The organism is Bernardetia aquimarina (genome assembly GCF_042180575.1).
GTDB lineage: Bacteria > Bacteroidota > Bacteroidia > Cytophagales > Bernardetiaceae > Bernardetia.
In genome coordinates, this window is sequence record NZ_CP170094.1 from 4,361,013 (window position 1) to 4,382,291 (window position 21,279).

Here is a 21,279-nt window from a genome sequence, read left to right on the forward strand (position 1 = left end):
ATTTTGAGATTTGGAGAGTTTTTTTTGAGAAAAGTGTTTATTGTTTGACTTCTTTTATTTCAAAATCATTTTTCTGTCCTGCTTTTATTTTTAGTTGATATTTTTTTCTATTACGGTTTACACTTCTTTCAAAATAATCTGTCTCAATTTCAAAGTAAATAGTTGTATCTTTTTCTACATCAAAATATAAGTTTTGTATTGATTTTTTGCCTTGATAAATTGTAGAAGATTGTAATTCTCCATTTCTTGTGTATTCCAAAACGATAACTGACTGACTTAGTAGAAAATTAATCTGAAATTTATCATAATAGCCAAATCCACAACCAAATTTATTGAAATCTAGCAAATGATTTTTACTATAAAGTCTATATAAAGCTAATTTATGCAGCTTATTAACGAATAATGAACTATAATTTTGATAATCTAAAAATATATCATCTTCTTTTATTTGGACATAATTATAAAAACTATCTACGGTATGATTTTTTAAATATTTCCATTCATAATTAGCTGTTCTGTAAAGAGAATCTGAAAAGGCTAAATTTCTTTCAATAGGATTATAAACAGCCGTATCTCTTGGATGAAACCCCGATTCTTCCACACTAATAAAGTGTTCTTTTAGAATTTTTGCTTGTTTATGTGCTATTTGATTTTCTATAAAATGGATACTTTTATCAAGAGCAATATTATTTTTTTCTTGCTTATTTTTTTGAGAAGTAAAATAAAACACACTCAGAAACACCACTAAAAGCCATACAGAAACCGATAAAAGTGTTTTGTTTTTCATTTTTGTACTATTCTTTTTTATAATCAAAATCAATTTTCATTGTAAGGGTCGTATCATTTCCGTTTAACAATGGAATCCTTACTCCAAACTGTTGCATTCCTTTCTGAAATTCTTTAGGGAAAATAATAAATCCATTTTCATCAAATTTGGTTTCTATATTTTCTGAATAAATAAGAGTAGATTTCTGTTTGTTGAATGGAAAAACACTCATTGCTGCAATGCTATATTTTCCTAGATTTGAATGGTGTTCTATATAAGGAACTACTTTTGCATCTTCTATTTTTAAGTCAAGAGGATAAAGAAAATAGCTTTGTGTGAGTTGTTTTGAATCTTCATAATACATGTTGGCAAGTTGCGCCTCAAAACGAGAATAATGAAATGCTCTCAAATAATCATCAGCATCAAAATAAAAATCATGCAACTGCTCATCAGTCATTCCCTCTTCAAAAACAAAATTTTTATAACTACTAGCAAGTGAAGAATCTAGCTCTGATACTTTCTTTATGTATTCATTAAAAACACTTACTATTTTTATGTTTGGAACTTTTGGAGGGAACTTTGGAATTACTTCTTTTGTATTTGGGAGCGTTTCTTCTCTTAATTCAAGTCTAGGTTTTTCAAAATAGTTGAGATGAATATCGGAATAAATTTTACCTAAACTATCCATTTTCGTTTTTAATGATTTGTATGTTTTTTCAGAAAACTCATTCTCTTTTCTCCCTTCCTCCAAGAATTTATTCTCTGCTTCTTTTTTCGTTCTTTCAGCTAGATTGATATACTCATATTTTAAGTCTATATTTTGTTGATAATTATGACTAAAAACACTTTTTTCTATTTCGGTATAATCATAAAAGAAATAATTATATCCAAAAACTGATAAGATAACGGATAGAATAAACAGAGGAAATAATGGATTTTTTAGGTATTTCATAAAATAATTATATAACTATTTTGTTTTTTTGAATGTATCAAAAGTGCAAAAATATTTTGAGATTTGGAGAGTTTTTTTGAGAAAAGTCTAATTAATCAACTATTTAATAAGATTTTTCAATTTCTCCTTTAATTTAATTTTCTCTTCTTCTGTTAGATTTTCTGTATATTCTAAAAACTTCAAAGAGAATTTTCTTAGCGCATTATTAAACCATTTTTCATTCTTTTTTGAAGAATCTGATGAAATTATTTCTAACCATTCAGAAGCTAAATAGTCTTGCCAATCAGTTAGTAATTTTATTTTTTCGCTATTGAGTTCGCTTTTATTTTCAATAGATAAAATCTTATTAGTTTCTTTTCTATATTTTTTATTCCAATCTACTAAATTTTTAAAACCTACTTGTGGTCTTGGACTTCTATCTGGAAAAGGTAGTTTTTCTGTAATGCTATTGATGTAAAAACCTGTTGCAACAGAAACAGAAGTTGTATTTCTTTTTATAAAAATAACCCATTCAAAAGGCGAAACTTGTTGAACACTTGAGCCAGGAATTACATCATTTTTAGTAGATTTTAATTCTACTGATTCATAAAAAAGAGTTGTTCCGTCGCTTATTTCTAAATATAAATCGGGGTTTGTATAAACTGAGTTTTTAGTCTTTGTAATTTCTTGTTTTTGACTTACAGTTAATTCTTCTGGCAAGAAAACAGTTGTTACTTGATAATTGAAAAGATCTTTTGTATCAATTTGATGCGTTTCTGAATCAACTTGTAACTCCAATTTTTCAATCTTTGTTTCTTTTATCGAATTATGAATTGATAGAAACTCTTTGAAATAACGTTTCAAAAATTCGTCAGTATTGGCTTCTTCCGATTGAAACTTTATCAGTTCAAGTTCATTTTTAGTAGAATTTAATTTTTGCTCTATTTCGTAAAAATAAACAGAGAGAAAACAGTTTAGTAAGTTAGGTTGTGATTTCATAATATTAGATGTTTTCTGACTGTTCTTTTTGATTTTTTCCAAAATATAATTCCCAGTTATTTTCAATTTTTTTAGCCAAATGATAGGCTAGAAGAGGAGGAACAGCATTTCCAACTAATTTATAACCAACAGATGCACTTACTTCAAATCTATTTTTCATTCCTTTTTTTGGAATAACAAAATTATAATCATCTGGAAAGGTCTGTATTCTGGCGCATTCTCTAAGTGTCAAACGTCTTTCTTGATAGCCTTTTTCTAACTCTTCATTTATTTTCCCTCCATTTTCTTTGCTTAATCTTCTGTATTCAATATTTCCATGATGTTCTGCACGAATGGTAGGCGCAAGTTTTTCTAAATCGATTTCTTTTTGTCCTTGACAATGTGCGCCCATAAATTTAGCTTTTGAATAATATTTTTGTGAAAAATCATCGCTTTTTTCAGGCTCTTCTAAATCCTTCAAAACGGCTGCACTTTTGGTGAAATTTATCATCAAATCTTTCAAAGAAGAAGTATGAATTTCGCCATTTAATTTATGTGTAGGAATTGGATAAGGAGAAAATTTTTCAGATATAGTAGTCTTGTTTAATTCTTTTAATGCTTCTTGTGTCAAGGCAGATTTTTTGAAACCAATAAAAAATATACGTTCTCTTGACTGTGGAACGCCATACATACCCGAATGCAAAACTTTTGTAAGAACTAAATAACCGTCTTTTTTGTCTTCTTTTGAATCAATATCAGAAAAATCAGTTTGTATAATTTTTTCTACTTCTCCTAGATTTGTCAGTCCTTTTACATTTTCAGCAATGAAAATTTTAGGCTTTGTAATTTCTATTACTTCTTTCATCCACATATACAATTTTCCTCGTGTTTCTTCAGAAGGAATGGTAGTTTTTAGAGTTTCATTATTTTTTGGATTATTTTCAATACGTTTTCCGTTGTGGTCTTTGTGCGAATCAAAACCTTTTCGCTTTCCAGAAACACTAAAATCTTGACAAGGAAAACCTCCTGTAACAATTTCTATATCTTGAGGAAAAACGGCTTTATTTCCATTTTGATATTCTTTTACAATATCTACAATACTTCCAACTTTGAAGATTTCTTTATCTGCTGTTTCATCATTTTCTGAGCTTCTTTTTTTTAGGAAATAGTCATTCCAAGCTATTTTAGCATATTTGTTTATATCGTTTGCAAATTTTGTTTCAAAAATGGTTTCTTTGAGATAATAATAAATTTCATCTTCTTTCTCAATCCAATCTTGATTTATTTTTATATTTAAAACTGATTTGGGAATTTTAAAACCTCCTTCAAAACCAATATCCATTCCACCACAACCTGAAAAAAGGGACAATAAATTCTTTTTCATTTTCATCAAACTATTTTTTACGATTTAATTTCTGTAAAATTACAAAAAAAAGCCTTTTGAATTTTCATAAAATAGGCAATAAAATAACAAAACATCAAAAACCAAATGAACAAACTATTCAAACTCCTCACAATCATTTTACCTTTTGCAATACTAGCAAATGTAGGTTTGAAAATAGACGAATATAAAGACGTAATTCCACTCTTTACGATTGTATTGGGAGCTTTTGGAATGTTGATTGGTTTTGTAGGACATCATTTTTCAGAATCCAAAAAAACGATTGTAAAAATTGTGGCACTAATTGGAGTACTCGTTTTATCTATTGGAATAAGTATATTCGGATTTTTGGCTTTCGTTTAGTCTTTACAAAAAAAAATATAAATCTTTGAAATGACTAGAATAGTATGCAAGACGAATTTCTGTTTTTGCGTTTTTTTTAGTAGTATTACTTTTTAATCTTGTATCAAATAGTATAGACAATTATATAATCGAAAAAATGACAAACGAAACCATACAAACCAATTTTGAAACTTTAGCCGTTTCAACAAAAGATAATATTGTAACTCTACAATTAAATAGAGGAAAAGCAAATCCGATTAATCGTCAAATGATTAGTGATTTACACGCCTTTTTCGAACAAGCAACAAACGATGAGAACGTAAATGGTGTAATCATGACAGGAAAACAACATTTTTTCTCTTCAGGATTAGATTTGAAAGAACTCTATGATATGAACGAAGAAGATGTAAAAGAATTTTGGGTTGCTTTCATGAAAATGACCAAAGTCATTGCTTCTTTTCCTAAACCATTTATTGCAGCTATTACAGGTCATAGTCCTGCTGGTGGTTGTGTATTGGCAGTTTGTGCAGATTATCGTGTGATGGCAGAAGGAAATTATATTATTGGACTCAATGAAATTCCTGTTGGAATCGTTGTGCCAAAAGTAATTTTTGATTTATATTCTTTTTGGATAGGAAACAAAACAGCTTATCAATATCTTTTAGAAGGAAAGTTGATTAGTCCAAGTGAAGCAAAAGAAGTTGGTTTGGTTGATGAAGTGGTAGCTGCTGATAAAGTTTTAGCACACGCAGAAGAAAAAATGGAAGATTATGCTAATTTTGATGGGAAAACATGGTCATTGAGCAAAACTAATCTTCGTGGAGGAATGCTTGCAGGAATGAATATGGATAATTTAGATGAAATATTAGAGCCAATGTTAAAACAATGGTGGTCACCAAGAACGAGAAGTATTCTCAAAATGATTGTAGCTTCTTTGACAAAATAAATTATTATAAATTAGACCCTAAGGGTTTCTAAAAACCCTTAGGGTCTTGAACAGAAAAAATATGTGGCAAGAAAAAAACAACAAACTAACAAAAACATTCGAATTCAACGATTTTCAAGAAGCCTTTGCCTTCATGACTCGTGTTGCTTTTTTAGCAGAACAGCAAGGACATCATCCAAATTGGAGTAATGTTTATAATAAAGTAGAGATTGAACTCACTACGCACGATGAAGGAAACACAATTACAACAAAAGACCGAAAACTGGCAGAAGCGATTGATAAAATTTAAAACTGTTTTTAAAATAAAAAATTGCCGTTGTTGGTGTCGCACCAACGACAAAGAGCTATTACCTTTTCAAAAGTCTATCTTTTTTAGACGTTTGGAAAGGTAATTTTTTGTAAATTTGTTTATCTGCCCAACGGATTTTTAATAGAATATTTAGAAAGTAAAAATATGATAACGAATATAAAGATTAACGGATTTAAGTCCTTTCAAAATTTTGAAATGGAATTTGCTCCTTTTACGGTTATAGCTGGTGCAAATGCTTCTGGAAAAAGTAATTTATTTGATGCACTTATGCTTTTGGCTAGACTTGCAGAAACAGATAATCTAAAAAAAGCATTTAAAGAACAACGAGGAGAATTTATAGAACTTTTCACACAATATACTGAAACTGAATATGCTACTGAAATGCAGTTTTGTGTAGAAATGTTGATTAATAAAGAAGTAAAAGATGCGTGGGGAAACGAAGCTAAATTAAAATATACACGTCTAAAGTATCAACTTCATATAAAACGATTTACTAATTCTTTAGGTATAGAAGATTTATCAGTAGTTTATGAATATTTAGAAAATTTTAAACACAACGAAGATAGGTGGATTAATAATATTCCTAAAAAGTTGCTTAAAAATTGGCTACCCAAAGTAGGTACTGGAAAGAGGGGAATACCTTATATGCGAACAGTTGAAGACAAGGGGATTATGATAGTAGAAGTGCCACAAGACGGAACAATAGGAAATAAAAGAGTTTTTCGTTTTCCTCTAAATAATAATGCCACACGAACTGTGTTAAGCAGTTTTGATATAGCAGACTTTCCACATGTTTTAGCTGCTAAAGAAGAGATGAAAAGTTGGAAGTTCTTACAACTTAATCCAGAAGATTTACGACAACCAACAAGTAAAGAAGATGGAACAGACACCATTTCTCAAAGTGGAAAAAATTTAGCTGCCGTTTTATATAGGATAAAACAAGAAGATGAATATAACTTGATTGAAATTTCAAGAAACTTGCAGCGATTTTTACCTCATTTTATTGAAGTAATCGTAGTTGACGATAAAGAAAATAAACAATATATTATAAAATTAAAAGATAATGATAAGAAGGAATATTCTTCAAGAGTTCTATCAGAAGGTACTCTTCGTATTTTAGCTTTATGTATTTTAGAATATGATAGTCAGCATACAGGTTTACTATGTTTTGAAGAACCCGAAAATGGAATACATCCTGATCATATTAAAGACATGGTAGAGTTATTAAGAAATTTAAGTGTAGATTTTACAGATATACAAATGCCATTACGTCAAGTAATCGTAAATACTCATTCACCTATTTTTGTAGGGAAAATTATTGATTACATAATCAATGATAATAATGCAAAAAATATAAGTGTCAATTTATCTCGTATGACCAAACTTGTAACAACTATAAACAATAAAAGGATAGGTATTTCTCAAACTAAAATGGAAAGTCCTTTTTTAGGATATGAAGAAAAAGGTTATGGAGGAATGTTTACACAAATTGAACAAGAAAACATGAGGAAACAGGCTATTTACAATATTAAAAAATATCTTGCTGCAAGTAGTTTTGATATAGAGGATAAATTAAAAAAAATAGAAGAGAATACTACTAAACACCAAAAAAATCGTTAGAACATGCAACAATTACTTATTGGATTAATGACTGAAGGAACAACAGATTGGCGTTTTTTAGAAAGTATTATAAAAAGAGCTTTTTATGAAATTTCTTTTGAATGTCATACAATGGTTGAGGTTTATAGTATAAATTTCATAAACAACTTGGAAGAGTTAAAATTTGTAGATAAAGTTTTAGAAGCATCAAAAAGAGGACGTGATGAATTCGGAATCACTATTCTGTGTATTCATTCAGATGCAGACACAAAAACACTAAAGGAAACCTATCAATATAAAATTAATCCTGCAAAAGAAGCTCTACAACAACAAGATGAAATAGAATATTGTAAAATAATGGTGGCTATTGTTCCTATTCAAGAAACTGAAAGTTGGCTTTTAGCAGATAAGGAATTATTCAAAAAACAAATTGGAACAAATAAAACAGATACAGAGCTAGGAATACATCGTAATGCCGAAACAATCGCAAATCCAAAAGAAGTAATACAAGAAGCCATTCGAATAGCTAGAAAGGATATTACAAAACATCGTCGAAATGAACTTACAATTTCAGAGCTTTATCAATCTATTGGAGAAGCAATTGATTTGGAAAAGTTAGAAAATTTTGAATCGTATCAAGATTTTAAAAATAATGTTAGAGAAGCCTATAAAGAATTAGGCTTGTTGTATTAAATGGTTTTCGTAATTTTACAATCGTATTCTGTATTTGTAGGGAAAAGGCTTGCCTTTTCTAGTTTAATATATTTGAAAGTCGGTTACAGGAAAATAATATATGCAACTTCTTCGATTAGAAATAAAAGGATTTAAAAGTTTTGGGGATAAAGTAGTCGTTCGTTTTGACGAAGGTATTACAGGTGTCGTAGGGCCAAATGGCTGTGGAAAATCAAATATTATTGATGCCATGCGTTGGGTTTTGGGCGAACACCGAACTCGTCATTTGCGCTCCGACAAAATGTCGAATATTATATTTAACGGAACAGCAAAAAGAAAGGCTGCCGATGCTGCCGAAGTTTCGCTATATTTTGATAATAATAGACAACTTTTGCCACCAGAATACAAAGAAGTTTGTATCACGAGGCGTTATACTCGTTCGGGTTCTAGTGAATATTTTTTGAATGGTACGCCTTGCCGTCGAAAAGATATTACCAATTTGCTCATGAATACAGGTGCAACTTCAAATAGTTACGCCATTATTGAGCTAAAAATGGTTGATGATATTCTGACTGATAGAGAAGACGCACGAAAAGTAATGTTCGAAGAAGCTGCTGGAGTGGCGCAATTCAAACAACGTAAAAAAGAAACATTGGCAAAACTAGAGGCTACTTTATCTGATTTGGAACGTGTAGAGGATTTGATGCACGAAATTGATAAAAATATGAAAGGTTTGGAACGCCAAGCCAAACAAGCCGAAAAATATTTTTCTACTAAAGAAGCCTACGAAAAGTTTAGTATTGCGCTTGCAAAACGTCAAGTAAAAAGTAACTCTGATGATTTTGTAGAATTAAATACGCAAATTAATGAGATTTTAGCACAAAAAGAAACGCTTACAAATGAACAAGAAAACCTAGAAAAGTCTATTGAAGACCAAAAAAATACAGCAACAGAACAAGAAAAAATTATTTCTGAAAAGAAACGTTATTTGTCTTCTCAAATAGAAAAAATAAATCATCTTCAAAATGAAAAAGTTAGGAATGAAGATAGAACACAGTTTTTAAGTAAAAATAGAAATCAAATTGAGGAGCAGTTATTAGAAGATGAAACAGGCACAAAACAAGCAGGAAGCAGCCTAGAGAGTTTGCAACAAAACTTAGAAAGTCAAGAGAAGCAGTTTTTGGAAACACAAAGCATTTTAGAGAATTTTAAAAAATCTCATTCAGAAGAAAAAGTAAGAACTGAGAATTTGCGTTCGGCAATGCAAGCAGCACAAGAAAAATTCAAGATGCTTCAAAATGATGTGTTGATGCTGCAAAAGGAAATTGAATTAAAAGAAAATCAACAAAGTGGCTCAAAACAAGAAAATGACCAAATTGCACTAGATTTTTCTGGACAAGCTGACGAACTCCAAATTACATTAAAGAAAGTTCAAGAAATTGAGAATGAGCTAAAGAATAGAAATAATGAAATTTCTGAGTTAGAGCAACTAGAAAGTGAAAGAACGCAAAAAATAAATTCGCTCACTACTCAAATTGAATCTTTAAAAGAACAAATAGGAACAAAACAACGAAAAGAAAGCAGTCTAAAAGCCGAACAAAATCTTACCAAATCTCTAGTAGAAAATATGGAAGGTTTTTCAAGTGCCTTGAAATTCTTAAATGATTATCAAAATACGGATGAATCTTGGTCTGAAAAAGCAGTTTTATTGGCTGACATTTTTACAGCACAAGAAGAATATAACGATGCACTTTTTTCGATTTTAGAGCCGTATCTCAATTTTTATGTCGTTCAGACAGAAGAAGAAGTACGAAAAGCAATTTCTTTATTGACAGAAAATGAAAAAGGAAAAGCAAACTTTTTTGTGTTGGAAAAATTAGAAAACGTTATTCCAAATCTTCCTCCGATTGATAATGCTGTTGCTGCTTTGGCAGTTATTCAGTTTGATGAATCCTATAAAAAACTGGCGTATTCGTTATTTCATAATGTTTATTTTAGTGAAAACGACAATTCAAATGATGTTGAAGGTTTTACGATTGCACTCAAAAATGGCGAATTTGTAGCTCGTACTGGTGGAAATTGGACAGGTGGAAAAGGAAAGGAAAATTCAAATCAGAATTCTCAATTAGGGAGAAAACAGCGTTTGGAAGAATTGAATAAAGAAATTATCACTTTAGAAGAAGAAATTTCTGTTTTAGAAAACCAAAGAAATGATTTTTTAAGTCAGATAGAAAACCTACAAGAACAATCTAAATTTGAAGAATTACGAAGTTTAAAAAACGAAACTAATCACGTTTCACAGCAAAAAATATCTCTTCAAGCAAAAGCCGAACAGATGCAAGAAAATGTTAGGCGAAGTGAAGAGCGAAAACAAGCAGCACAAGAACGTTTGAGTATTTTGGCAGAACAAATTGAAAAATTAAAGCCAAAAGTAAGTCAGAAAAAAGAAGAAGCTATTGAAGCAGAACGAACTTATTATGATTTGAATGATAAATATTCTACTCAAAATGAGCGTTTTCAAGGAATTGCAGAAGAATTACAGGAAAAAAATATGTCTTTTATTCAGTTTGAAAGTAAATTAGAAAACCTCAAACAAGAAATAAAATTCAAACAAACTTCTCTTCTGACAGGAAAAGAACGAATTACACAAAGTCAGCAACAACTTCAAGAAATTGCAGAAGAAGTAAATCAACTTAAAGAAAAAATAGCTACTCAGATTGAGGAAATAACTTCTTTAGAAGAAATAAAAGGTGATTTGCAACACGATTTGTCAGAAATTGAAAGTCAGTTTTACAAATTGCGTGAAGAAATAACGAGAGTAGAAAAGGTAATCAAAGAACTACAAAGACAGCGAGAAAACTGCGATACAAGAACGATGTCTTTTCAAAATAAACTCAATGAAACAAAATTAAAACTAACAGCGACAAGAGAACGTCTTTCAGCCGAATTTGAAATCGAACTGACAGACGAGCTTTTAGAAGCCAAAACGGAAGAAGATGAGCTTCCAGACGAAACATTAATCGATGAAATAGAAGCTGCAAAACGTCGTTTGCAGCGCATAGGAACAATAAATGCCACAGCAAAAGAGGCGTATGACGAAATAAAAGAACGCCACGATTTTATTACAGAACAAAGAAGCGACCTTTTCGATGCTCAAAAACTTTTAGAAGATACAATCGCAGAGCTGGATGATGCTGCCAAAACAGCCTTTTTAGATGCGTTTAATCAAATTCGTGAGAATTTCATTCGTGTTTTCCGTTCTCTTTTTTCAGAGGAGGATAATTGTGATTTGACTTTAACAAATCCTGAAGACCCACTTTCTTCAAAAATTGAAATTATTGCACAGCCAAAAGGAAAGCGACCTCTTACTATCAAGCAACTTTCGGGTGGCGAAAAAACACTTACAGCCGTGGCACTTTTGTTTGCTCTTTATCTGTTACGACCTGCGCCTTTCTGTATTTTTGATGAAGTAGATGCGCCTTTAGATGATGCAAATATTGATAAATTCAATCGAATTATTAAGAAATTTGCAGAAGAAGTACAGTTTATTATCGTTACCCACAACAAGCGCACAATGGTAAGTACTGATGTCGTTTATGGCGTTACGATGCCTGAAATTGGTGTTTCGAAAGTTTTGCCTGTGGATTTGAAGGGGATTTTGGTGGAGTAAGTAAAAAAACAGAGTGTTTTTTTTGACTTTGACAGTCTTTTCAGAAGGCTGTCAATAGTTGAAAATAGTGTGCTTCAGCAATTCCCAATGTAAATTAAATTAGCAATAAAACGTCTTTCTAGGATTCAAAAATTTGAAAAAGTAGCTTTAAACTCTCTTAAATGTTGATTTTTTTAGCAAAAAAATGACTAAATCATAGTTTTGAGATTGAATTCGTGTTACATTGGGAATTGCTGAGTGTGCTTAACTATTGTCAGAGTTATTTCGGATTACCAAAAAACTACTGACAAAGTTTTTATAACTTATGAAGAATAAAATTTTATATAAAAACTTTCTTAAAAATAATCGTATTTATTCCCTAACAAAAAATTGGTGGAAGAGAGAATTTTATAAGAAAATAATAGGAAATAATTCAGAATTTGAAAAAGAAAATTTAGAATGGATTTTTAACTGGCACAATCATAATTTTAATAACAAAAAAGAAGTAAGAGATGGTAATCCTATTTTTACCGTTTTTTCTATAAAACAAAAAAAGTTAGTTCGTATCATTCAAGAAGAAATAGAAGATGAAAATAATGAAAATTCTATTGAAATAAGTGCTTGGATGCAAAAGGGATTTTATCCAAAAGAAGAAACTCCTAAATTAGTTATTTCTTTGGAACTTAGTAGAAAATCATCAAAAATTGCTTTTGAATGGATAAAAAAATGGTTTAATAATGAATTAGAAGATAAAGATTTAGAAATTGATTTTGATAAGAAAAATCTTATTGAGTTATAAACTTGTTTAATCAATAGAAAAATGGTCAAAAAAATATTTATCCTGCCTTTCATCATATAAATCATAAATATCATTTACCAATAATTTATGGTATTTTTATTTATTAAACAGCCATAGAAAAAAGCAACTTCGCCACCGAAAAATAAATAGCTAACCCCAAAAGGTCGTTTGCAGTTGTAATAAAAGGTCCCGAAGCTACGGCAGGATTTACATCAAATTTATTCAAAATAAGTGGTGTTATCGTTCCCATTATAGAAGCAATAATTACAACACAGAAAAGAGCAAAAGAAACTACTAAAGAAAGAATAATCTCTCCTCCAGTCAAAAGAACATTAGCACCCAAAACAAAAACACCAATCACAAAACCATTGATAAGAGCTACTAGAAAGGATTTAAAAAGTCTTTTCCATAAACTTTCCTGTAAGCCTCCTGTATCTGCAAGAGCCTGTACGACCAAAGTAGAAGATTGAATTCCTACATTTCCACCTGTTGCAGTAATGAGAGGAATAAAAAATGCCATAGCAGGAACAGCTATTAATTGCCCTTCAAAAAGTCCTATGAATTTTGCACCTATCATTCCTCCTACCATTCCAATCAAAAGCCAAGGCAATCTAGCACGAGAAAGCACCCAAACGCTATCATCTTCTTCTACATCTTCCGAGATACCAGCCATTGCTTGTATGTCTTGTTCAGCTTGTTCGGTTATTACATCCAAAATATCATCAATCGTAATTCTACCCAAAAGTTGCCTATTCACATTTATAACAGGAATAGCTTCTAAGTCATATTTTTGCATAATATTAGCTACTTCCTCTTCATCTTGATACGAATAAACCGAAATAACATCAGACTCATAAATATCTGCAACCTTTGTATTACTACGATTTAAAACTAATTTTTTTATTCCAACTCTTCCCAAAAGAACATCATTATCATCAATTACATAAATCGAATAAATCTTTTCTACATTTTCGGCTTGTCTTCTTATTTCTTCTATACATTCTACAACTGTCCAATTTATATTTGCTGTAACTAACTCTTTTGCCATCAAACCACCAGCGCAATCCTCGTCATAATGCAATAAATCCATTACATCCTGTGGCTCTTCTACATGAGAAATAACCTCCTCTCTCATCTTGATAGGAAGTTCATTCAAAATATCGGCTGCGTCATCAGAATCAGTATAATCTAATATTCCTGCCACTTGGGCAGGTGCATACGTCTGTAAAAAATCAGAACGAATATCAGTATCCAAGTCACTAATAATATCAGCTCGCACTTGTTCAGGCAAAAGGCTCAAAATATAATGACACTCATCAGTTTCTAGTTCGTCCAAAATAGCCGAAATATCAGCCGAGTGAAGAATAGTAGTTTGAGATGTTATGAAATCTGCATTTTGATTTTGTACAGCTTCTGAAAATAAGTCTAAATAATCTTGGGTAAGTGTAAAATTCACACAGTAAATAATTTGAAGTGAGAAATAGTTTATTCAAATTTATGATTACTTACTACAACTTACAACAAGGTGCAAGGTTTTTAGTAATTTTGATTTTGTCCAAAACAAAACCCTTATTCACTTTCTTAGTTCAATATCAAACTAGCTTGTTTAAAATCAATCTAAATTAGCTATATTTGTATTATAGTATCACAGACTTCCTAGTCTGTGCAAAAACGAATGAAATTTAACAGACAGGGATGTCTGTTTTAACATAAGAAAAACTAGACTATTATGCTTACTGCAACCAAATTTGATATAAAGAAAATTAGAGAAGAGTTTCCAATTCTCAATCAAGATATACAAGGCAAACCATTGATTTATTTTGACAATGCAGCCACAACACAAAAACCAAAATCAGTCATTGATGCACTTTCAAATTATTATTTAAAGATAAATTCAAATGTTCATCGTGGAGCGCATACACTCGCCGAACGTGCAACAGAAGCCTTTGAGCAAACAAGAAAATCTGCACAAAAATTTATCAACTCTCCTTCTGAAGAGCAGGTCATTTTTACTCGTGGAACAACTGAAAGTATCAATTTAGTTGCTCAATCGTATGGCAGGACATTTTTAAAAGAAGGCGATGAAATTATTATTTCTAGTTTAGAGCATCATTCTAATATTGTTCCTTGGCAAATTGTAGCTGCACAAACAGGCGCAAAAATCAAAGTAATTCCTGTTTTTGATAATGGCGAATTAGATATGGAAGCCTATCAAAACTTACTTTCAGAAAAAACAAAAATTGTAGCTGTTGTTCACGTTTCGAATGCACTAGGAACAATTAATCCAGTAAAAGAAATTATTCAAAAAGCACATGAAGTAGGTGCAAAAGTAGTTATTGATGGAGCGCAAGCCTGTCCACATTTAGAAATTGATGTGCAAGATTTGGATGTAGATTTTTATGCTATGTCGGGTCATAAAGTGTATGCGCCAACAGGAATTGGCTTTTTATATGGAAAAAAAGAGCTTTTGGAAGCGATGCCACCTTACATGGGAGGAGGCGAAATGATAAAAGATGTTTCTTTTGACGTTTCGACGTATAATGTTTTGCCTTATAAATTTGAGGCAGGAACACCAAATATTGCTGATACAGTTGCTTTGCGTTTGGCTTTTGAGTTTGTAAATAATCTTACCAAAAATGATATTATTGCTCACGAACAAATGCTTTTGGAGTATGGAACAAAACAACTTTCTGCTATAAAAGGTCTAAAAATAATCGGAACAGCCAAAGAAAAGGCAAGTGTAATTTCGTTTGTTGTCGATGGTGTTCATCATTACGATATGGGTTTGATGCTTGATGCAAACGGAATTGCTATCCGAACGGGGCATCATTGTACACAACCTTTGATGAAAAGAATGAATTTGGAGGGAACAGCTCGTGCTTCTTTTGCGCTTTATAATACTAAAGAGGAAATTGATACCTTTGCAGAAACACTTGAAATGGTTATTGAGAGGTTGAGATAAGAGCTAAAATATGAGAATTAGGATATTTATAGAATAGAGAATAGCTTTGTAGAGTTATTCTCTATTTTTAGTTCAAAAACAAAGTTATAAATGGTCATTTCAAATTCATTCCAACATGAAAAAGTTTTAGGAATCAAGTTTGGCTATCAATTTCTTGGAATGCCTACTTTATTTACGCATATTTATTTTGTAGATGGCTTATTGATAGACACAGGACAAAGCAATGCAAAAGAGAAGGTACTAGCAGAAACTAAAAAGCTAGATGTAAAGCAAATATTTGTTACACATCATCATGAAGACCATACTGGAAATATCACAGAGCTTCAAAAACAACATAATTGTAAAGTATTTGCTTCAAATTTATGTTGTCAGATGATGAAAAATCCACCTAAAATTAGCCTTGCTCAAAAAATAACGTGGGGAAACCGTCCTTCTCAAAATTATTTAATCCCAATAGCTGAAAGTATAGAAACAGATAATTTTTCTTTTCAAGTCATTCCAATAGCTGGACATGCTACCGATATGGTTGCTTTGTATGAGCCTTCAAAAAAATGGTTGTTTTCAGCAGATTTATATATTAATTCCTATATTGATTACTTTTTGGAGAATGAAAGTATTTTGGAACAAATAAATTCTATCAAAAGAGTTTTGAAGCTAGATTTTGAAGTGATGTTTTGTGGACATAAGCCTCAACTGAAAAATCCAAAAGAGAAACTAATTAAAAAACTAAACTTCTTAGAATCAGCTTTTAATGATATTTCTTCTCTTTACGAAAAAGGTTATTCAGCGAGTCAGATATTCAAAAAATTAAATTTAAAAGAAAATTGGTTTGTCAGAATACTCTCCAATGGAAATTTATCTAAACTAAACATGGTAAAATCAGTAATTAGAGATTTAGAAAACGCAAAAAACAAAAGTTAATTCAAACTATTTATATGAATCAAAATACAAAACCAACATTAGAAATTTGCCTTACTCCTGATGCAGTTTCATTTGTAGATTTAACAGGAAAAATAGCCGTTGTAGTAGATATTTTTCGTGCCACTTCGTGCATGGTAGCAGGTTTGGCATGTGGTGTAACTCATGTTGTTCCTGTTGCTGATATTGCCGATGCGCTGCATTATAAATCGTTAAAAGATGAGGACTACGTAACGGCAGGCGAAAGAAATGGAGAAAAAGTAGAAGGTTTTGACATCGGAAACTCCCCTTTCGAACACATGGCACAAGAATTTAAAAAAATTGTTATGACAACCACCAACGGAACACAAGCCATTGAAGCCGTAAAAAGTACTGCCGAACAAGTAGTAATTGGGTCTTTTCTGAATCTAAGAGCAATAACTAATTATTTAAAAACTCAAAATAAAGATGTTGTTATTGTCTGTGCAGGTTGGAAAGGTCGTTTTAATGCAGAAGATTCTCTTTTTGCTGGTGCATTGGCATTGAAGCTTAAGGGTGATTTTTGGTGGGAAGGCGACGAAACTCTTTTTGCTTCTCATTCTTATAGTTCTGTCAAAAATAATTTACCCAAAATGCTCAAATATTCTTCTCATTATAAGCGACTTAAAGAACATGGAGTAGAAAATGACATGGATTTTTGTTTAGAAATTGATAAATTCAAAAATGTTCCTATCTTGAAGGAAAATTTTTTAGTAAACTCTTAATTTTTATGAAACAAACAGGTATTTGTCCAAAATGTACGTCATTAGAAATATATAAAAAAACGTCTACAAATGACCCTAGAAGTGCTATTTCGTTGTCCACTTTAAATTATTTTGTTATAGATTTACATATCTGCCTTGATTGTGGATACATAGAAGAATACATATCAGAAAAAGATTTACTAGATAAAAAGAAAATTGAAAAAGTGCTTACTAAATGGGATAGGGGAATATAAAAATTAAAAACAAAATTTCTGTTATTTTTTGTACGAGAAAGATGTTTGTCCTTACTGTACCCTATTATTTTTTTGTCGTGTATGATAGTTAAGGATTTGGCTTCGCCGACTTTCAGTTCTCTGTGAACTTTATGTTTTAAAAAAGTAGGGTACAGTAGTTTGTCTTGAATGTGGCTATTTGGAAGAATATATAAATCCAAATGACTTATTAAATCAGAAAAAAAATAGATAAAATCCGTTCTACATGGAGAAAAAGTTAATCCTAAAAACTGGTAACTATTTACTTGCTCTCGTTGGTGTTTTAGCGACAGCAAGACCAACAACTTATTTATTTTATGCGTTATTTTTTAGAAGTGGCTTACGAAGGCACAAATTATCACGGTTGGCAGGCTCAAAATAATACTCCAAAGACTATTCAAGCTATTATTGAAGATGGATTATCAAAAATTTTGAGAACTCCTACTCTTATTATGGGAAGTGGCAGAACAGATACAGGTGTTCATTGCAAAAAACAATTTGCTCATTTTGACATATCAACTAATATAGATACAAATGAATTGAAGTATCGAATGAATAGCTTTTTACCTCCTCAAATTGCTATTTCAAAAGTTTATCCTGTTGTAGAAACGGCGCATGCTCGTTATGATGCTTTTCTTAGGACGTATCATTATCATGTAATTCTTGAAAAAAGTCCTTTTTTGATAAATCACGCTCATTTTCATAGAAAAGGATTGAATGATGAGAGTTTTGAAAAAATGAACGAAGCTGCAAAATATCTTTTAAAACACAAAAATTTTGAATCTTTTAGTAGAGTAAAAACACAGGTCAATCATTTTGAATGTGATATTACTAAGGCAATTTGGACAAAAGAAGATGGAAGTCAGTCTGATTATTGGCGTTTTACTATTTCAGCAAATCGTTTTTTGAGAGGAATGGTTCGTGCTGTTGTGGGTTCGCTTTTTTTGGTGGGAGAAGGAAAAATAGAAATCAATGATTTTGAAAAAATAATTTTAGATAAAAACAGAAAATCAGCAGGTTTTTCTGTTCCTTCAACTGGACTTTTTTTGGTAGATGTAGAATATCCGAAAGAAATATTTTTGTAAATTGTGTTTTAGACCTCATTCCAAAAGAAATATTAAATTCAATTTCAATGAAAAAACGTTATCCTCGTACACTTTCTTCTGGTGCAAATAATACGGTTATTGCTATTTCTGAAACAGAAGTGGGAAAAATATTTGCTGGAGATACTCGTTCAGATATTGGTTCGGAGGCGCAGAAAATGAAGTTTGCTAATTCTATAAATGAATTAGTTGTAAAATTTATTCGTTTGGATGAACTCAATGAAGAAACAGAAATTTTGGTAATGGAACGAGTTTATCCAATGGATTTTCGTGCTTACGAACAAGAAAAACGTATTTTGTGGTCAGAGGTTTTTGAAGATGAATTGATACAACTGCACAAGGCAGGTTTTGCTCACAGAGATTTATTACGTCCTTCTAACATTGGTGGACAACCCTTTGATAATATTTTACTGACTCAAAAAGGTATTCGTTTGATTGATACAGGTATTTCGGCACTCCAAGAACAGGTAGGAGAAAAACTTTTTGCACGATTTGTAAAACAAGAACTAGAAGAATTTGAAAAATTTAGAACCTATTTTTTGAGTAGGTAATCTAATCCTCTAACGTCAGCGATTCTGGGTTACGAGTAATATGTTGTTGAAAGTGAGGACGTATGCGAATACTGGTCATAAAAAATAAATTTTGGGAGTCGTTAGTATGCTAAAAATGTTATAAAAATAACTTCTCAAAGCAAAAAATACAAATTCTATCAAAAAATAATAATACAAAAAATGGTCGTTTCAATAAAGAAACGACCAAATGAAAAACGTAATTCGTAATTGAATTTACTGAATATATCTCAAAAATTCATTACGAGTAGCTTCTTCATTAAATTTGCCACTATAAAAACTTGTAATTGTGGTACTGGTCTGGTCTTGTATGCCTCGCATAGACACGCACATGTGAGCAGCATCTAAAACGACAGCGATATCTTCTGTATCTAACATTTTCTTTAATTCTTCGCCTATTTGATTCGTCAATCGTTCTTGTACTTGTGGACGGCGAGCAAAATAATCCACAATTCTATGTAATTTTGAGAGTCCCACAACACCATTATTCGAAATATAGGCAATATGCGCCTTTCCGTGAATTGGAACAAAATGATGTTCGCAATGAGAGTGAAAACTAATATTTTTTTCTACTAGAAGTTGATTGTAACCAAATTTATTCTCAAACATTCTAGTTGCTGGCTTGTTTTCTGGATTTAAGCCTTTAAAAATTTCTTGTACATACATTTTGGCAACTCGCTTTGGTGTTCCTTGCAGACTGTCATCTGTTAAGTCTAGTCCCAAAATATCCATTATTTCTTTAAAATGGTCTGCTATTTTTTCTATTTTTGTAGCATCATCAAGCTCAAAGGCATCTTTTCGTAAAGGAGTTTCTATGGAAGTCGCAATATGATTTTCTCCAATTATTTCTAAATCTTCTTGTTTGTTGATTTGTAATTTTTCTTGTGTTTTTTTCACTTGTTTTTTATTGTTGGTGGAAGTAGTAAAGTCTTGACTGTCTTGTTTGTCATGATTATGAATGCCATTTACCTTTTTAGGCTGGACATTCGACGAAGTTCCGTTCAGTTTCATAAAGTTTGATTTTTAAGTCTAAGTTTGAATTAAGTTTTGGACGCAATATATTATAAATTACAACTGCAATGTTTTCAGCACTTGGGTTTAATTCTTTGAATTCTGGAATCTCTAAATTAAGGTTTTTGTGGTCAAAACGGTCTGCAATATGTTCTTTTATCAAATCACTAAGCCACTTCATATCAACCACATAACCTGTTTCTGGGTCAATTTCGCCAGTTACTTGTACGATAAGGTTGTAATTATGACCGTGATAATATTCGTTATTACATTTGCCAAAAATTTCTTGATTTTTTTCGGCTGACCAGTTTGGATTATTTAAACGATGGGCTGCATTGAAATGTTCTTTTCTGAAAACGGAAACACGCATAGTTTTGTATAGGAATGATAAATTAAAATCTAAAGGACTAATCTTATTTACTTAATAATTTTACTGCTGTTATTGGTACTTTGGCAAAACGACACCAACAACATCATGAATCTTAAATAAGTTTTTATGTAATTTGTTTGAAAAACAACTATTTTTATAAAAAAAATACGCAATTTTGATAGTTTACGTTTTACTCTCTTGTTCTAACTTCATATTTTAGGTTTTATTTTTTAAACAAATCTTAATCAATGTGTTTAAGTTAAAATGATAAATAGTTAAACAAAATAGAATTTTCTAACTTTACTTTTATTAAAAAGGTTTTCAATTTATGGATTTTTTCGACGATATATTCAAAAAACTCTTTCCCAAGCGAAATAAAACAATTCCTTTGATAAAAGAAAATCTAAAAAGGTCAGAAAAAGAAGAGCTAGAATTTCAAGTTTGGTCTTCAAGTGGAGATGCAAGGTATTGGTTTGCAAGGATTTATGAATCCTATCATCTAAAAAGACAAGGACAACTTTCACAAGATATTGAAGTTCATTTGTTTGCTTCGGCTGCTTCAAATGGAATTGCAATTACTTATACCAATGCGATGAGTAGCAAACAGTTTCGTTTTATTTTTGATAAATTGAAAGATTCTGTTCTTGGACTTCCTTATCCTTACAAAATTTATACATCTGATAGAGCACATTATGAGCGAACCAATTATGTAGAAACCATAGAAAAACATTATCTAAAACCTGTCTATGGAACAAATAATCAAGTAGAAAATGAACTCAAAAAAGAAAGACAATTACCTCAATTTTATGGAAATATTTTGATAGAATATATTCAGATTGACGGAGAGCCTAGTTTTATTCGTCTTTTAGCAAATATTTATTCGGATAGACTTTTCCTTGATGCACTGCCTTTTGAAGAACTGGTAGAGAAGATTTTGAAGTGATTGAGATTTTAATTTCGCTATTCCTAACTTTTTGTA

21 protein-coding genes are annotated in these 21,279 nt (G+C 31.0%); 14 read left to right on the top strand and 7 right to left on the bottom strand.

The window, feature by feature from the left end:
• Positions 1-37 precede the first annotated feature (37 nt).
• The 4 genes from ACE193_RS18665 to ACE193_RS18680 all read right to left on the bottom strand — a co-directional run bounded on the left by ACE193_RS18665 (position 38) and on the right by ACE193_RS18680 (position 4,059).
• Positions 38-787, bottom strand: coding sequence for a hypothetical protein (locus ACE193_RS18665; RefSeq protein ID WP_375559732.1), 750 nt, complete (start codon positions 785-787; stop codon positions 38-40).
• A 7-nt stretch (positions 788-794) separates the two neighbouring features.
• A complete protein-coding gene (locus tag ACE193_RS18670) occupies positions 795-1,718 on the bottom strand; it encodes a hypothetical protein (RefSeq protein ID WP_375559733.1) in 924 nt (307 codons plus the stop codon).
• Between the two features lie 99 nt (positions 1,719-1,817).
• On the bottom strand, positions 1,818-2,696 hold the full coding sequence (locus ACE193_RS18675) for a hypothetical protein (protein ID WP_375559734.1): 879 nt from the start codon (positions 2,694-2,696) through the stop codon (positions 1,818-1,820).
• Between the two features lie 4 nt (positions 2,697-2,700).
• A complete protein-coding gene (locus ACE193_RS18680) occupies positions 2,701-4,059 on the bottom strand; it encodes a DNA cytosine methyltransferase (RefSeq protein WP_375559735.1) in 1,359 nt (452 codons plus the stop codon).
• 105 nt (positions 4,060-4,164) lie between these two features.
• Between ACE193_RS18680 and ACE193_RS18685 the strand changes: the two genes are divergently transcribed.
• From ACE193_RS18685 to ACE193_RS18715, 7 genes are all read left to right on the top strand, one after another.
• The gene (locus ACE193_RS18685; RefSeq protein ID WP_375559736.1) at positions 4,165-4,419 is read left to right on the top strand and encodes a hypothetical protein; all 255 of its coding nucleotides are present in this window, start codon (positions 4,165-4,167) and stop codon (positions 4,417-4,419) included.
• 136 nt (positions 4,420-4,555) lie between these two features.
• Positions 4,556-5,344, top strand: a complete 789-nt coding sequence (locus tag ACE193_RS18690) for an enoyl-CoA hydratase/isomerase family protein (RefSeq protein ID WP_375559737.1) — start codon at positions 4,556-4,558, stop codon at positions 5,342-5,344.
• 46 nt (positions 5,345-5,390) lie between these two features.
• Positions 5,391-5,633 (top strand): 4a-hydroxytetrahydrobiopterin dehydratase, encoded by a 243-nt coding sequence (locus ACE193_RS18695; RefSeq protein WP_375559738.1) that lies wholly within the window; start codon positions 5,391-5,393, stop codon positions 5,631-5,633.
• Positions 5,634-5,798: 165 nt separating this feature from the next.
• Positions 5,799-7,274: an AAA family ATPase gene (locus ACE193_RS18700; RefSeq protein ID WP_375559739.1), complete on the top strand. Its 1,476-nt coding sequence runs from the start codon at positions 5,799-5,801 to the stop codon at positions 7,272-7,274.
• Positions 7,275-7,277: 3 nt separating this feature from the next.
• Entirely contained in the window at positions 7,278-7,946 is a 669-nt protein-coding gene (locus tag ACE193_RS18705) for a DUF4276 family protein (RefSeq protein ID WP_375559740.1), read from the top strand.
• Between the two features lie 100 nt (positions 7,947-8,046).
• Entirely contained in the window at positions 8,047-11,595 is a 3,549-nt protein-coding gene (smc, locus tag ACE193_RS18710) for a chromosome segregation protein SMC (RefSeq protein WP_375559741.1), read from the top strand.
• 304 nt (positions 11,596-11,899) lie between these two features.
• Positions 11,900-12,373, top strand: a complete 474-nt coding sequence (locus tag ACE193_RS18715) for a hypothetical protein (RefSeq protein WP_375559742.1) — start codon at positions 11,900-11,902, stop codon at positions 12,371-12,373.
• 103 nt (positions 12,374-12,476) lie between these two features.
• On the opposite strand, the gene mgtE is transcribed toward ACE193_RS18715, so the two are convergent.
• Positions 12,477-13,829, bottom strand: a complete 1,353-nt coding sequence (mgtE, locus tag ACE193_RS18720) for a magnesium transporter (protein WP_375559743.1) — start codon at positions 13,827-13,829, stop codon at positions 12,477-12,479.
• Between the two features lie 273 nt (positions 13,830-14,102).
• On the opposite strand from mgtE, the gene ACE193_RS18725 reads away from it, so the two are divergent.
• From ACE193_RS18725 to ACE193_RS18750, 6 genes are all read left to right on the top strand, one after another.
• Positions 14,103-15,335 (top strand): SufS family cysteine desulfurase, encoded by a 1,233-nt coding sequence (locus ACE193_RS18725; RefSeq protein WP_375559744.1) that lies wholly within the window; start codon positions 14,103-14,105, stop codon positions 15,333-15,335.
• Positions 15,336-15,425: 90 nt separating this feature from the next.
• Positions 15,426-16,256, top strand: a complete 831-nt coding sequence (locus tag ACE193_RS18730; RefSeq protein WP_375559745.1) for an MBL fold metallo-hydrolase — start codon at positions 15,426-15,428, stop codon at positions 16,254-16,256.
• A gap of 14 nt (positions 16,257-16,270) precedes the next feature.
• A complete protein-coding gene (locus tag ACE193_RS18735) occupies positions 16,271-16,996 on the top strand; it encodes a 2-phosphosulfolactate phosphatase (protein WP_375559746.1) in 726 nt (241 codons plus the stop codon).
• A 5-nt stretch (positions 16,997-17,001) separates the two neighbouring features.
• Positions 17,002-17,229 (top strand): hypothetical protein, encoded by a 228-nt coding sequence (locus ACE193_RS18740; RefSeq protein ID WP_375559747.1) that lies wholly within the window; start codon positions 17,002-17,004, stop codon positions 17,227-17,229.
• A 335-nt stretch (positions 17,230-17,564) separates the two neighbouring features.
• A complete protein-coding gene (gene truA / locus ACE193_RS18745; protein WP_375559748.1) occupies positions 17,565-18,332 on the top strand; it encodes a tRNA pseudouridine(38-40) synthase TruA in 768 nt (255 codons plus the stop codon).
• A 47-nt stretch (positions 18,333-18,379) separates the two neighbouring features.
• Entirely contained in the window at positions 18,380-18,901 is a 522-nt protein-coding gene (locus tag ACE193_RS18750) for a hypothetical protein (RefSeq protein ID WP_375559749.1), read from the top strand.
• Between the two features lie 234 nt (positions 18,902-19,135).
• Here ACE193_RS18750 and folE read toward each other — a convergent pair whose 3' ends face one another.
• Together folE and ACE193_RS18760 are read right to left on the bottom strand one after the other, a co-directional pair.
• On the bottom strand, positions 19,136-19,930 hold the full coding sequence (folE, locus tag ACE193_RS18755) for a GTP cyclohydrolase I FolE (protein WP_375559750.1): 795 nt from the start codon (positions 19,928-19,930) through the stop codon (positions 19,136-19,138).
• Positions 19,893-20,300: a 6-pyruvoyl tetrahydropterin synthase family protein gene (locus tag ACE193_RS18760; protein WP_375559751.1), complete on the bottom strand. Its 408-nt coding sequence runs from the start codon at positions 20,298-20,300 to the stop codon at positions 19,893-19,895. The genes folE and ACE193_RS18760 overlap by 38 nt, the downstream gene beginning before the upstream one ends.
• A 328-nt stretch (positions 20,301-20,628) precedes the next feature.
• Here ACE193_RS18760 and ACE193_RS18765 point away from each other — a divergent pair, with 328 nt between their 5' ends.
• Complete coding sequence (locus tag ACE193_RS18765; RefSeq protein ID WP_375559752.1) at positions 20,629-21,243, top strand: hypothetical protein; 615 nt, start codon at positions 20,629-20,631, stop codon at positions 21,241-21,243.
• Positions 21,244-21,279: the final 36 nt, after the last annotated feature.

Excerpts from the sequence above, each read along its gene's own strand:
- ACE193_RS18765 (WP_375559752.1), top strand. The coding sequence starts at position 20,629 with ATGGATTTTTTCGACGATATATTCAAAAAACTCTTTCCCAAGCGAAAT.
- ACE193_RS18680 (WP_375559735.1), bottom strand. The coding sequence starts at position 4,059 with ATGAAAAAGAATTTATTGTCCCTTTTTTCAGGTTGTGGTGGAATGGAT.
- ACE193_RS18760 (WP_375559751.1), bottom strand. The coding sequence starts at position 20,300 with ATGCGTGTTTCCGTTTTCAGAAAAGAACATTTCAATGCAGCCCATCGT.
- smc (WP_375559741.1), top strand. The coding sequence starts at position 8,047 with ATGCAACTTCTTCGATTAGAAATAAAAGGATTTAAAAGTTTTGGGGAT.
- ACE193_RS18670 (WP_375559733.1), bottom strand. The coding sequence starts at position 1,718 with ATGAAATACCTAAAAAATCCATTATTTCCTCTGTTTATTCTATCCGTT.
- folE (WP_375559750.1), bottom strand. The coding sequence starts at position 19,930 with ATGAAACTGAACGGAACTTCGTCGAATGTCCAGCCTAAAAAGGTAAAT.
- ACE193_RS18730 (WP_375559745.1), top strand. The coding sequence starts at position 15,426 with ATGGTCATTTCAAATTCATTCCAACATGAAAAAGTTTTAGGAATCAAG.
- ACE193_RS18675 (WP_375559734.1), bottom strand. The coding sequence starts at position 2,696 with ATGAAATCACAACCTAACTTACTAAACTGTTTTCTCTCTGTTTATTTT.
- ACE193_RS18740 (WP_375559747.1), top strand. The coding sequence starts at position 17,002 with ATGAAACAAACAGGTATTTGTCCAAAATGTACGTCATTAGAAATATAT.
- ACE193_RS18725 (WP_375559744.1), top strand. The coding sequence starts at position 14,103 with ATGCTTACTGCAACCAAATTTGATATAAAGAAAATTAGAGAAGAGTTT.
- ACE193_RS18735 (WP_375559746.1), top strand. The coding sequence starts at position 16,271 with ATGAATCAAAATACAAAACCAACATTAGAAATTTGCCTTACTCCTGAT.
- ACE193_RS18685 (WP_375559736.1), top strand. The coding sequence starts at position 4,165 with ATGAACAAACTATTCAAACTCCTCACAATCATTTTACCTTTTGCAATA.
- ACE193_RS18690 (WP_375559737.1), top strand. The coding sequence starts at position 4,556 with ATGACAAACGAAACCATACAAACCAATTTTGAAACTTTAGCCGTTTCA.
- ACE193_RS18705 (WP_375559740.1), top strand. The coding sequence starts at position 7,278 with ATGCAACAATTACTTATTGGATTAATGACTGAAGGAACAACAGATTGG.
- ACE193_RS18750 (WP_375559749.1), top strand. The coding sequence starts at position 18,380 with ATGAAAAAACGTTATCCTCGTACACTTTCTTCTGGTGCAAATAATACG.
- ACE193_RS18715 (WP_375559742.1), top strand. The coding sequence starts at position 11,900 with ATGAAGAATAAAATTTTATATAAAAACTTTCTTAAAAATAATCGTATT.
- ACE193_RS18665 (WP_375559732.1), bottom strand. The coding sequence starts at position 787 with ATGAAAAACAAAACACTTTTATCGGTTTCTGTATGGCTTTTAGTGGTG.
- ACE193_RS18700 (WP_375559739.1), top strand. The coding sequence starts at position 5,799 with ATGATAACGAATATAAAGATTAACGGATTTAAGTCCTTTCAAAATTTT.
- truA (WP_375559748.1), top strand. The coding sequence starts at position 17,565 with ATGCGTTATTTTTTAGAAGTGGCTTACGAAGGCACAAATTATCACGGT.